Raw genomic sequence first — 10980 nt, 5'->3', positions numbered from 1 at the left:
TACACTAACAATCAAACCGGACCACCCAATGGGGGCACGCCAGTTCAAATCATCAAATCTGTCCCACTGGTGCTGACGTCAGATACTTAGACGCACTGTATTCGCAATGCGAAGCAGGACAGCATGAGCGGCAAAACCGGAAGTAAAACACACTTGGGGAGACCTCATTAGGGCGTGGATATCCGATCCGCGTATCCTGGGACGCCTATAAGCGGGCACAAAGAAATCATACTCGCGAGACATGGACGAAATTCTAATAAAGAATGCAAACAAAGCTGTTCGAAACACTGGCAAACAAAATTCATGCGAAGATGGCAAGAAAGCCCCGAAAGGCTGACAAGCGGCTGCAAGTGATTAGCCATCTTTGGAATTACGCAAAGGACAAATTGGACTGGCCCATTGGTGACAATCCAACAAAAGGTATCGATCACTACGGAAAACAGCGAGAATTTGAGCCTTGTCCGGATTGGGTGATTTGCAAACTATCCGAGGCACCCGACACAGTTCGAACGGCTGCTGAGTTGATATTGGGCACAGGCCAACGCCCCAATGAAGCGATTTCCTTGGAGGATATACGCTTCTCCGGAGATTGGATGGAAGTATTGGACGAAAAAGGCGGAGAGTACTTTGAAACTTACTGCACCAAAGACCTTAGGGATTATCTGTCTAGTCGAGAGCTAAAAGGAAAGTATGTACTCGCAAAGAACCTAACGGAGCCACTTGGATACGATTCAGTAGAGAAAGCTTTTGGGCGCGGGCACAATAGCTTGGGAGAGTCCGCTAAACTACAGGCTGTGTATGGGCTGAGGAAATTGGCAATTATCCGGTTGGCCGAGGTAGGCTGTTCCGATGCAGAAATCCAAGCAGTGACAAACCAAAGTCCTGAGATGGTTTCCTACTACGGAAAGAAGAAAAATCGAAAAGCCCTATTAAAGCCGGCACAACATCGTAGCACATAAGCGACCAAAAAGAGAACATAAGGAGCGTGTGTAAGTGATCTTGAAAAGAAACAAGGCCCCGCATGAATTTATTCACGCAAGACCTTGATTTTAATGGTACCCAAGGCCGGACTCGAACCGGCACGCTGTCACCAGCGGGGGATTTTGAATCCCCTGCGTCTACCATTCCGCCACTTGGGCAACGTCCCGTTCCTACCCAAGCCTGAACCCCAGGTCCAGAGGAAAAAGTGAATTTGGATGTAGAAAAATGGCAAGATTCCACTGCAGTTATTCTGCGGATGTTGACCTTGCCCGCCCCCCATGCGAGGCCCCTTAGACAGGGAAAAGCAAAGGTATTTCAGATGCTGCGCAGGCTCTACGATCACACCATGTCCCTAGCGGACCACCGCCATGCCCTGTGGTGGCTTGCCGCGGTTTCCTTTGTGGAAAGCTCGGTTTTCCCCATCCCCCCGGATGTTTTGATGATTCCGATGATTCTGGCCCGCCCCTCGCGCGCATGGTTGATTGCATTGGTTGCACTTGTCTCCTCGGTTGCTGGTGGGCTGTTGGGCTATGCGATTGGCGCCATGTTCTATGAAAGTCTGGGCCAGCCGATACTGGAAGCCATGGGAAAAGGCGCGGCGATCGAGGAATTCAATCATAAATTCAACGACTTTGGCTTCTGGGCTGTGCTTGGAGCCGGGATCACCCCCTTTCCCTACAAGGTCATTACCATCATGTCCGGCTGGACCGGTATGCCCCTGATGACCTTCCTTGCCACCTCACTGCTCGCGCGCGCGCTGCGCTTCTTTGTGGTGGCCGGATTGCTGCGGGCCTTTGGTTCACCAATTCGTGACTTCATCGAACGGCGTTTAGGTCTTGTCTTTACAGCCTTTGTGGTGCTCCTGTTTGGCGGTTTTTTCGTGCTGAGGTATCTGTAATATGAAACGCATTCTGGTTCTGACTGCGACTTTAGGTTCAGCCGCCATGATGCTGGGAGCATTGGGGTTTCAATACATCGGGGAAATGCCACCCTGCAAAATGTGTTATTGGCAGCGCTATCCGCATCTTGCCGCTGTGGGCATTGGCGTCCTCGCCGTGCTCCTCCCTGTCGGCAGCCTCACAGTGCTGCTGTACCTTGGCGCTTTGGCCGCGCTGACCACAGCTGGAATTGGCCTTTATCACACCGGAGTTGAGCGCGGGTTCTGGGAGGGACCGACAACCTGCACATCCGGCCCGATTGACGGATTGACACCTGAACAGCTGATGCAACAGATCATGGGAGCCCCGCTGGTGCGCTGCGATGAGGTGCCATGGGAACTATTCTCACTCTCGATGGCCAGCTGGAACGCCATCCTGTCCATCGCGCTGGCCGCCGTATGGATTGCAGCAGCCCGCAGCAAATCCTAGTCTTTTAGACCTTTCCAAGGGCTATCGCGTCAGGATTCCTTTTTCGTCGCCAAAAGCAAATTTGTTTCACTGCTGACGACACCATCAAAGGTGCGGATCTTGGCCAGGGCAGCATCAAGTGTTTCCAGGGTTTCCGTGCCAAGTTCGACAATCAGATCCCAACGCCCGTTGGTGGTATGAATAGCCCGAACTTCAGGCAGCCCCTGGAGCTGGCGGGTGATGCGGCTGGCGCCGCGCCCTTCGATCCCGATCATCATCAAGCCACGCACCGGGTCGCGCAGAACATCCTCTTTCAGAACAACCGTAAAGCCAAGCACATCACCGCGTAGCTGCAACCGTTCGATCCGGGCGCGAACCGTTGTGCGGGACAAATCCAGCTGCAAAGCCAAATCCGATAGACTGGCGCGGGCATTGTGCCGCAACGCGGCAATCAAGCGTTCGTCCGTTTTATCCAATTCCGACCTCCATTTTGAAAGATATATGTCCATATCGGTGAAATTGATCGGTTTCAACCACCCCATTTCGGAGATTTCTACATCTTACTGGAATAAAAGTGGAGAGCTTAGCCGTGACGCAAAAGAGCTGTATTCTGATTGGTGCCCCTGTAGACAGTGGCAAACGCAGGTCCGGGTGCCTAATGGGGCCGGATGCCTTTCGCACGGCTGGGCTGACCGAAGCGCTCTCTGGTCTCGGGCATCGCGTAACCGATCTGGGCAATCTCTCCCCGGCGGCTCATCAGCCGGACCCAGAGGACAGCTCCATTTTTCAGCTTAACAAAACAATCGGTTGGACCAAGGCTTTGGCCGATGTGGCACAGAGTTCCATGGCCACAGGGTTGCCCATCTTCCTAGGGGGCGACCACGCCCTGTCGCTGGGGTCAGTCACGGGTGTTGCCAATTATGCGGCCGCGGTTGAGCGCCCTCTCTTTGTCTTGTGGCTCGATGCCCACACAGATTTCCACACCCCGAATAGCACCGATAGTGGTAACCTCCATGGCACCCCGGTTGGCTATTTCACTGGCCGCGAAGGGTTCAACGGCTTCCCCAGGGTCGCCAACCCGGTCCCTCAGGAAAACGTCTGTATGATCGGGCTGCGCTCGGTTGACGATCCAGAGCGCCTGGCGCTGGAAGGCAGCGGCATTCACCGGCACGATATGCGCGATATTGATGAGAACGGCATTGCCGGCCCGCTGGCGCGCTTTCTGGACCGGGTTGCTGCGGCCAATGGGCTGCTGCATGTCTCCTTGGACGTGGATTTCCTCGACCCCTCGGTTGCCCCGGCTGTTGGCACCACAGTGCCCGGCGGTGCTACCGTGCGTGAAGCCCATCTGGTCTGTGAAATGCTGCATGATTCCGGTCTGATGACCTCTCTGGATCTGGTAGAGCTCAACCCCTTTCTCGATGAACGTGGCCGCACCGCGCATCTGATGGTCGAGCTCTGCGCCTCTGCGCTCGGCCGCCGTGTCTTTGATCGCCCGACCCGGAGCTACAATTGAACACGCTACAAGCCCCTGCAGCGGTGGTGATGATCCGGCCCCACCATTTCCGCTCAAACCCCGACACCAAAGGGGACAACGCCTTTCAAACCATGGATGGCGACCCTGAAATCATGCGCCAGAATGCCCTGGAAGAGTTTGATACCGCAGTCGAAAAACTGCGCGCTGCCGGGGTGCACGTGCATGTCTTTGATGACACTGGCACCCAAACACCGGACAGTGTTTTCCCAAACAACTGGTTTTCCACCCATCCCGGCGGCCATATCGCGATCTATCCAATGTATGCCCCAAATCGCCGACTGGAACGGCGCTGGGATGTCATCGAGGAACTGAAGCGCTGCTACCGGGTGCAGGACGTTATCGATTTTTCAGGTCTGGAAGAGGACAATTTAGCCCTCGAAGGCACAGGTGCCATGGTGCTCGACCATGTGGGCCGCATTGCCTATACGGTGCAGTCCAATCGCGCCGATCCGGTGCTCCTGGAACGCTTCTGCACCCATTTCAACTATGAGCCCATGGCCTTTGACGCCCGCGATGCCGCAGGCTGTGAGGTCTATCACAGCAATGTCTTGATGGGGATCGGCACGGATTTTGCTCTGATCTGCCTCTCTATGATCAGTGACCCAAAACGGCGGGCCGAGATCGCCACGCGGCTGGAAGAAACCGGTCATGAGGTTATCGACCTTAGCGCCGAGCAAATTCAGAACTTTGCCGGCAATGTCTTTGCCCTGACTGGAAAAACCTCCCTATTGGCCCTGTCCTCGCGGGCCCTCAGCGTGCTGAAACCAGACCAAATTGCCACAATCGAGCGCAGCACCACCCTGCTGCCGCTTGCCATTCCTACGATTGAAACAGCCGGAGGTTCGGTGCGCTGCATGTTGGCAGGTATCCACCTTAGCCCCCGCGAAAGGACACCGTCATGACCGCCCCCTCGCATAAAGCTCTTGTTCCCTTTGTCAGCGTCGACAATATGATGCGCCTGGTGCATGGCATCGGTATCGAACACATGCTGCGTGATTTGGCAGACTATATTGAAGCGGATTTCAAACGATGGGAATTGTTCGACAAGACCCCGCGCGTTGCCAGCCATTCTGAAGTCGGCGTGATTGAATTGATGCCCACATCAGACGGTGAGGCCTATGGGTTCAAATACGTCAATGGACATCCCAAAAACACCAGCGAGGGCCTGCAGACGGTCACCGCCTTTGGTCTGTTAGCCGATGTCTACACGGGCTATCCGGTTCTTTTGACTGAGATGACAATGCTGACCGCGCTGCGCACAGCGGCGACCTCAGCAATGGTGGCTAAGCACCTGGCACCAAATGGTTCAGACACCATGGCAATGATCGGCAACGGCGCCCAGTCAGAGTTCCAGACCCTGGCAATGAAGGCAATCTGTGGCCTAAAATCCGTGCGTTTGTACGACAAGGACCCGGCCGCAACGGAAAAATGCGCTCGCAATCTCGCGGCAGCCGGTCTGGAGGTGGTGAAATGTGCCACCCCAGAGGAAGCCATTGAAGGCGCACAGATCCTGACCACCTGCACCGCCGACAAGCAAAACGCAAAGATCCTCACCGATAACATGGTTGGCCCAGGCGTTCACATCAACGCTATCGGCGGCGATTGCCCTGGCAAGACGGAACTGGCGGCAGGTATTCTGACCCGCTCGGATGTCTTTGTGGAGTTTCCGCCGCAAACCCGCGTTGAGGGCGAAATCCAGCAGATGCCAGAAGACTTTGCCGTCACCGAGCTTTGGGAAGTTGTTCTGGGACGCAAACCCGGACGGCGTGATGACAAACAGATCACCCTGTTTGATAGCGTCGGTTTTGCCATCGAAGACTTCAGCGCCCTGCGCTACATCCGGGACCGCATCAAAGACACTGATTTCTTTATTGATCTCGACATGTTGGCAGACCCAGATGATCCACGGGATCTGTTTGGCATGCTCCAGCGCGCCCAGGGCTGACTGGCCGGTTTGGAGGGGGAGGAGATCCCGTGACACGGATCTCCTGAGTAAACTTAGCGCTGTCAGGCGTCCAGTTCGGTATCCCAATACAGAAAATCCATCCAACTGTCGTGCAGATGGTTGGGTGGGAACTTTCGCCCGGTATTTCGCAACTCTTCCGCTCCCGGACGTTTGGGGGCTTTGCGCAGCGACATGCCCAACATATGCAGGGGTTTTGACCCCTTTTTCAAATTGCAGGGCGAACAGGCCGCTACAACATTTTCCCAACTGGTGATCCCGCCAGCCGCGCGCGGCACCACATGGTCAAAGGTCAGATCTCCGCGGGCCCCGCAGTACTGGCAACAGAATTCATCCCGCAAAAACAAATTAAAGCGCGTGAAAGCCACGCGCTTTTGAGGTTTGACATAGTCTTTGAGAACAACAACCGAAGGTATTCGGATCTGGGTGCTCGGACTGTGAACCACATCGTCATACTCTGCCAGAATATCGACCCGGTCCAGCCAGGCCGCCTTTACGGCCTCCTGCCAACTCCACAGCGACAGCGGATAATAAGACAGCGGCCGATAATCCGCATTGAGCACCAAAGCCGGGTGCCGCCGCAATGCGCCAGGTTCTCTTACAAAGTCGGTTCTGAAATCGCCATCCATAATGTTACGTCTTCCTCGCCCTGTCTGCCGGTTTTCGGCACCAGAGCGGGGAACCCGCCCCAGCATAGGTTAAACTATATATCGTGGTTTTGCGCTGACAAGCCCCTGCCAGCCACAAGATTTCGCAGGATCGCTACCAGCGGCCTATGACAAGGCTATGACAGACTGCGCACGCGCGCCTTAGATGGCTTGCCAGCCCCTCCCTGACTGCCTATGGATCACGCCCATGACCCGCCTTATTCGCTTTAACAAACCCTTTGATGTCCTGCCGCAATTCACCGATTCCGGCAGCGAGGCCAGTCCCCGCCAAACGCTGAGCACGTTTATTGACTGCCCCGGCGTCTACGCGGCTGGACGGTTGGATCGGGACAGCGAGGGGCTGATGCTGCTGACCGACAATGGCCGGTTGCAGGCCTGGATCAGCGATCCACAGCACAAGATGGCCAAAACCTACTGGGTTCAGGTCGAGGGCACCCCAGACGCCGCCGCGCTCAAAGCACTGGCCCAAGGCGTTGAGCTAAAGGATGGCAAGACTCGCCCAGCTCAGGCCCATCTTATGCGGGAGCCAGCGCAGCTTTGGGCGCGAAACCCGCCCATCCGGGAGCGCAAGTCCATTCCAACCAGCTGGATTTCCCTGACGCTAAAGGAAGGAAAAAACCGCCAGGTGCGCAGAATGACAGCTGCGGTAGGTTTCCCTACGCTGCGCCTTATCCGCTACAGCATCGGGGCATGGAGCCTCGATGGTCTGCCACAGGGGGGCTGGGAGGATCTGGAGGTGCCGGCCATTCCCGGACCGGCCAAACCGTCGCAACTGCCCAATCGGCGCGCGCAAAAACACAAAAATCCAAACGGAAAAGTACCCGGCAAAGGCAAACCAAGACATCGGGGCGCGCCAAGCAACCCGGACAAGCGGGACCGTTCCAGAAAGCCCTGACTGGACAAAATCCAGCGATGGACATCGAATGTAGGCGAAACCGCCTACATTCAGTTAATTCAACATGTTACAGCCCAAGCTTGTCGCGCATAAAGGCGAGGGAAACGCTCAATCCGTCCGGAGCGATGCCATGGCCGGTGCCCTTCATGATATGAGCAAATACGTCCTTGAACCCCGCCTGATCCAGCGCCTCGGCGGCCTCTGGCAGAGATTGTGGCGGCACCACGTCATCGGCATCCCCATGCACCAACAGCACCGGCATGCGGCTGACCACCTCGTCCTTGAGCGTATCCGGCGACAGCAAGCGGCCCGAAAAGGCAACGATGCCAGCCACGGCATCTTCGCGCCGCGGCGCCACATGCAGGCTCATCATGGTGCCCTGCGAGAAACCAAACAGCACCACCTGCTCTGGCAGCACGTCTTCATCCACCATCAGAGCATCGAGAAAGGCGTTCAAATCCTCGATCGATGCATTCCTGCCGCGCATGCTTTCCTCTTCAGAGGAACCATCAATCCAAGGGATTGGGAACCACTGATAACCCATTGGTGCACCAGTGCAATTCTCCGGGGCATCTGGCGCGACAAACAGCGTGTCGGGCAGGTGTTCGCCCAGCGGATCCGCCAAACCCAAAAGATCGGCGCCATTTGCACCATAGCCGTGCAAAAACACCACCACGGATCGGGTCACCCCGGAGAGCGGCTCTCTGCGCTCAGCTTTCAAAACACGAGTCATCGGATCCCTTCCCTGTCCTTTGCCACATGGTAATAGGCCCAGAGGATGCGAGCCGCAACCGACCGCCAGGGCGACCAAGCCATTGCAAGCGCACGCAGCTCCCGCTCGGTGGGGCGTTTGGGCAAATCGAACAGCACCTTGGCCGCCTCTTGCAACGCCAGATCACCAGGGGCAATGACATCGGCCCGCCCCAGGGAAAACATCGCGTAGATCTCGGCGGTCCAGACCCCAATCCCCGTGACCCGGGTCAGAGTCTTGATCACACCCTCTGTCTCCAGGTCGCGTAGCGCCACAAAATCAATATTTTCATCGGCTAAGGCTTTGGCGTACCTAATTTTCTGACGGCTCAACCCTGCCGCCCGCAGATCCTCTTCGGTTGCGGCCTGGACTTGGTTCTGGGTGGTAAGCTCGGCATCCCGCAGGCGCTGCCAAATTGCATTGGCCGAGGCCACGCTCACCTGTTGGCTGACAATCGCGCTGAGCAATTCGCCAAAGCCATCCGGCTTCCTCCGCAGGGGCAGCGGTCCGCAGTGCACCAGAGCGGCTGCAAACCGCGGGTCTGATGCAGCCAGCCAGGCCGCACCTTCGGCAACACAGTCCTCCGAATGGATAATCCGCCCAGCCGCCGGAGCTGCCGACCTTATGAATGACGTCACGTCAGAGCCTCCTTCACATCCACATTGGCCAGAAGATTGTACCAATTCAGCGCTTGCTGCTTGTTCCCTCAACCCATGATCGCTACGCATCCCATATGACAGTTCACATGACCACCCCAAGCGACAGCGTCGCCAAGAAAAACGTCGCCATCCTGGTATTGGCCCAGGCAATCCTCGGCTCGCAGATGCCGATGATCTTTATCATTGGCGGGCTGGCTGGCCAGTCCCTGGCATCTAACCCCTGCTTTGCCACTCTGCCGATCTCGCTGATCGTGGCCGGGTCGATGATTGCGGCAACGCCGATCTCATCGATCATGCAGAAATGGGGACGCCGCGCCGGGTTCTTTACCGGGGCAATCTTTGGCGCATTTGGTGGGCTGGTTGGGGCCTATGGGCTCTATCTCGGCTCCTTTCCGATCTTCCTGCTGGGCAGCCTGCTGACGGGGGTTTACATGAGCGCTCATGGGTTTTACCGCTTTGCCGCCGCAGATACCGCCTCTGACAGCTTTCGCCCCAAGGCGATTTCCTATGTGATGGCAGGTGGTCTGCTCTCGGCACTGCTGGGTCCACAACTGGTCAAGGCCACCAGCCAGGTCTTTGTCATTCCCTTCTTGGGCACCTATCTGACGGTGATTGCCATCAACGTTTTGGGCTCTGGATTGTTCTTCTTTTTGGACATCCCCAAACCCGCCCCCCCACGCGAAGACCTGCCCGCAGGTCGCAGCCGCATGGAACTGCTGAAAACCCCGGCGATTGCCGTGGCGGTAATCTGTTCCATGGTGTCTTACGCGTTGATGAACCTGGTGATGACCTCGACCCCATTGGCCGTCGTGGGCTGCGGCTTTACCGAAGGCAATGCCGCCGATGTGGTCTCGCTTCACGTTCTGGCGATGTATGTGCCCTCCTTCTTTACTGGTCATCTCATCGCGCGGTTTGGCGTGCAAAAGATCGTCGCAGCCGGGCTGATCATCCTGGCCGGGGCTGGTGCTGTTGCCCTTCAGGGGGTCGAGCTTGAAAACTTCTTTGTCGCACTGATCCTGCTAGGCGTCGGCTGGAACTTTGGCTTTATCGGCGCAACTTCGATGCTCACCGCTTCTCACACCACCGAGGAACGTGGCCGCATGCAGGGTCTGAACGATCTTCTGGTCTTTGGCGGCGTGACAATGGCCTCGCTTGCTTCTGGCGGTTTGATGAACTGTTCAGGCGGTGATCCGATTGAGGGCTGGAACGCCGTCAATATGGCCATGGCCCCCTTCCTTGTACTCGCCGGTGGCGCGTTGCTCTGGCTGGTAATGCGCCCCAAAGAGGCCTGAACCACCCACATTCCCAAGACAGAAAAAGGCGCCTGCATGCGGCGCCTTTTTCATTTCCCACCATAGCTTGAACCAGGAAGTTAGCTCACCATCTTCTGCAACCGGCGCGCCAAATTAAGCCGATGCGGCGACGAAATTCGCTTTGCCCCAGGCGACCCTCGGCGATCCGGTCAGGCTCTTGCAGGGCTTGCCTTAGGATTGCCTTGGCTTGCCAGCCAGAAAGCAGCGCCACACCGGCCTCTTTGGAGATTTCGGCGCGCCGTCTCTCCGCCTGCTGGATGCGGTCCAGGCCTCTACGCGCCAGCTGGCGCAGCCCCTCAGGTGTGCCATCCAACAAGGGGATGCGTTTGTGAGCAACCAGTTCCGGTATTGCCTTAAACCAATTGGCGACCCCTAACCCATAGGCAAAGTTACGAACCACAGCTTCATCGGCCTGGCCCAGAGAGGCCGCTGCCATCCACATCACCCCACCAGAGGTGGCATCAATGTAGCGATCAAAAGCTGCCTCATCTTCAAAGGGGTCGGTATAAATATCCCAGCGCCGCGCCTCTGCCATGGCGTCAATATGCCCGGCCAGTTCCGCAGGCAGCAAACGACCAAGAGGTGTCGCAACCGTGTGCCGCCGCACCGGGCCTCCCTGTGCGATCTCGGCGCCAATGTCGCGCCACCATTGCACCCGCATCTCGGCGATCATGCTTTCCTGGCTGGCCCAGGGGGCCCGCGCCAATTCTATGTTAAGAGCGTAAAGCGCAAACAGCAGCGGCCGGGCCTCGGTCGGAGCCGCCATCACCGCCATAAAACGATCTGGGTCCCCCTTTTGGACCAGCTCAGCACAGCTTGTGAGGTCATCATCAAACATCCGCCAGTGTCCCTTTGACCTGCCTATTG

General features: G+C 56.9%; 13 protein-coding genes and 1 tRNA gene. 8 read left to right on the top strand and 6 right to left on the bottom strand.

Going from position 1 to position 10980, the window contains the following annotated elements; all coding sequences use genetic code 11:
* Positions 1-263 precede the first annotated feature (263 nt).
* Entirely contained in the window at positions 264-959 is a 696-nt protein-coding gene (locus AN476_RS13365; RefSeq protein WP_054462085.1) for a tyrosine-type recombinase/integrase, read from the top strand.
* Between the two features lie 94 nt (positions 960-1053).
* On the opposite strand, the gene AN476_RS13360 is transcribed toward AN476_RS13365, so the two are convergent.
* Positions 1054-1139: transfer RNA gene (locus tag AN476_RS13360), tRNA-Leu, on the bottom strand.
* Positions 1140-1300: 161 nt separating this feature from the next.
* On the opposite strand from AN476_RS13360, the gene AN476_RS13355 reads away from it, so the two are divergent.
* Positions 1301-1879: a YqaA family protein gene (locus AN476_RS13355; protein ID WP_054462084.1), complete on the top strand. Its 579-nt coding sequence runs from the start codon at positions 1301-1303 to the stop codon at positions 1877-1879.
* A 1-nt stretch (position 1880) separates the two neighbouring features.
* A complete protein-coding gene (locus AN476_RS13350) occupies positions 1881-2348 on the top strand; it encodes a disulfide bond formation protein B (protein WP_054462083.1) in 468 nt (155 codons plus the stop codon).
* A 29-nt stretch (positions 2349-2377) separates the two neighbouring features.
* Here AN476_RS13350 and AN476_RS13345 read toward each other — a convergent pair whose 3' ends face one another.
* The gene (locus AN476_RS13345; RefSeq protein ID WP_054462093.1) at positions 2378-2803 is read right to left on the bottom strand and encodes an Lrp/AsnC family transcriptional regulator; all 426 of its coding nucleotides are present in this window, start codon (positions 2801-2803) and stop codon (positions 2378-2380) included.
* A gap of 113 nt (positions 2804-2916) precedes the next feature.
* Here AN476_RS13345 and rocF point away from each other — a divergent pair, with 113 nt between their 5' ends.
* The 3 genes from rocF to AN476_RS13330 are packed head-to-tail and all read left to right on the top strand — an operon-like array spanning position 2917 to position 5809.
* Positions 2917-3843, top strand: coding sequence for an arginase (gene rocF / locus AN476_RS13340; protein WP_054462082.1), 927 nt, complete (start codon positions 2917-2919; stop codon positions 3841-3843).
* On the top strand, positions 3840-4766 hold the full coding sequence (ctlX, locus tag AN476_RS13335) for a citrulline utilization hydrolase CtlX (protein WP_054462081.1): 927 nt from the start codon (positions 3840-3842) through the stop codon (positions 4764-4766). Before rocF ends, ctlX begins: the two co-directional genes overlap by 4 nt.
* Positions 4763-5809 carry an ornithine cyclodeaminase gene (locus tag AN476_RS13330; RefSeq protein ID WP_054462080.1) on the top strand — a complete coding sequence of 349 codons (1047 nt, stop codon included), beginning with the start codon at positions 4763-4765 and terminating at the stop codon, positions 5807-5809. Before ctlX ends, AN476_RS13330 begins: the two co-directional genes overlap by 4 nt.
* Before the next feature lie 62 nt (positions 5810-5871).
* Here AN476_RS13330 and AN476_RS13325 read toward each other — a convergent pair whose 3' ends face one another.
* Positions 5872-6456 carry an HNH endonuclease gene (locus AN476_RS13325; protein ID WP_054462079.1) on the bottom strand — a complete coding sequence of 195 codons (585 nt, stop codon included), beginning with the start codon at positions 6454-6456 and terminating at the stop codon, positions 5872-5874.
* A gap of 226 nt (positions 6457-6682) precedes the next feature.
* On the opposite strand from AN476_RS13325, the gene AN476_RS13320 reads away from it, so the two are divergent.
* Positions 6683-7390, top strand: a complete 708-nt coding sequence (locus tag AN476_RS13320) for an rRNA large subunit pseudouridine synthase E (protein ID WP_054462078.1) — start codon at positions 6683-6685, stop codon at positions 7388-7390.
* A 67-nt stretch (positions 7391-7457) separates the two neighbouring features.
* Here AN476_RS13320 and AN476_RS13315 read toward each other — a convergent pair whose 3' ends face one another.
* Entirely contained in the window at positions 7458-8123 is a 666-nt protein-coding gene (locus AN476_RS13315; RefSeq protein WP_054462077.1) for an alpha/beta hydrolase, read from the bottom strand.
* Positions 8120-8779, bottom strand: a complete 660-nt coding sequence (locus tag AN476_RS13310) for a DNA-3-methyladenine glycosylase (RefSeq protein ID WP_253279898.1) — start codon at positions 8777-8779, stop codon at positions 8120-8122. The genes AN476_RS13315 and AN476_RS13310 overlap by 4 nt, the downstream gene beginning before the upstream one ends.
* 95 nt (positions 8780-8874) lie before the next feature.
* On the opposite strand from AN476_RS13310, the gene AN476_RS13305 reads away from it, so the two are divergent.
* Positions 8875-10092 (top strand): MFS transporter, encoded by a 1218-nt coding sequence (locus tag AN476_RS13305; RefSeq protein ID WP_054462091.1) that lies wholly within the window; start codon positions 8875-8877, stop codon positions 10090-10092.
* Between the two features lie 85 nt (positions 10093-10177).
* On the opposite strand, the gene AN476_RS13300 is transcribed toward AN476_RS13305, so the two are convergent.
* Complete coding sequence (locus AN476_RS13300; protein ID WP_054462076.1) at positions 10178-10951, bottom strand: squalene/phytoene synthase family protein; 774 nt, start codon at positions 10949-10951, stop codon at positions 10178-10180.
* Positions 10952-10980 lie beyond the last annotated feature (29 nt).

It is taken from the genome of Phaeobacter sp. 11ANDIMAR09 (assembly GCF_001294455.1).
In the GTDB taxonomy this organism is placed as follows: domain Bacteria; phylum Pseudomonadota; class Alphaproteobacteria; order Rhodobacterales; family Rhodobacteraceae; genus Pseudophaeobacter.
This window is presented reverse-complemented; position numbering and strand designations above follow the sequence as displayed.

Excerpts from the sequence above, each read along its gene's own strand:
- AN476_RS13365 (WP_054462085.1), top strand. The coding sequence starts at position 264 with ATGCAAACAAAGCTGTTCGAAACACTGGCAAACAAAATTCATGCGAAG.
- AN476_RS13355 (WP_054462084.1), top strand. The coding sequence starts at position 1,301 with ATGCTGCGCAGGCTCTACGATCACACCATGTCCCTAGCGGACCACCGC.
- AN476_RS13350 (WP_054462083.1), top strand. The coding sequence starts at position 1,881 with ATGAAACGCATTCTGGTTCTGACTGCGACTTTAGGTTCAGCCGCCATG.
- AN476_RS13330 (WP_054462080.1), top strand. The coding sequence starts at position 4,763 with ATGACCGCCCCCTCGCATAAAGCTCTTGTTCCCTTTGTCAGCGTCGAC.
- AN476_RS13325 (WP_054462079.1), bottom strand. The coding sequence starts at position 6,456 with ATGGATGGCGATTTCAGAACCGACTTTGTAAGAGAACCTGGCGCATTG.
- AN476_RS13320 (WP_054462078.1), top strand. The coding sequence starts at position 6,683 with ATGACCCGCCTTATTCGCTTTAACAAACCCTTTGATGTCCTGCCGCAA.
- AN476_RS13315 (WP_054462077.1), bottom strand. The coding sequence starts at position 8,123 with ATGACTCGTGTTTTGAAAGCTGAGCGCAGAGAGCCGCTCTCCGGGGTG.
- AN476_RS13305 (WP_054462091.1), top strand. The coding sequence starts at position 8,875 with ATGACAGTTCACATGACCACCCCAAGCGACAGCGTCGCCAAGAAAAAC.
- AN476_RS13300 (WP_054462076.1), bottom strand. The coding sequence starts at position 10,951 with ATGTTTGATGATGACCTCACAAGCTGTGCTGAGCTGGTCCAAAAGGGG.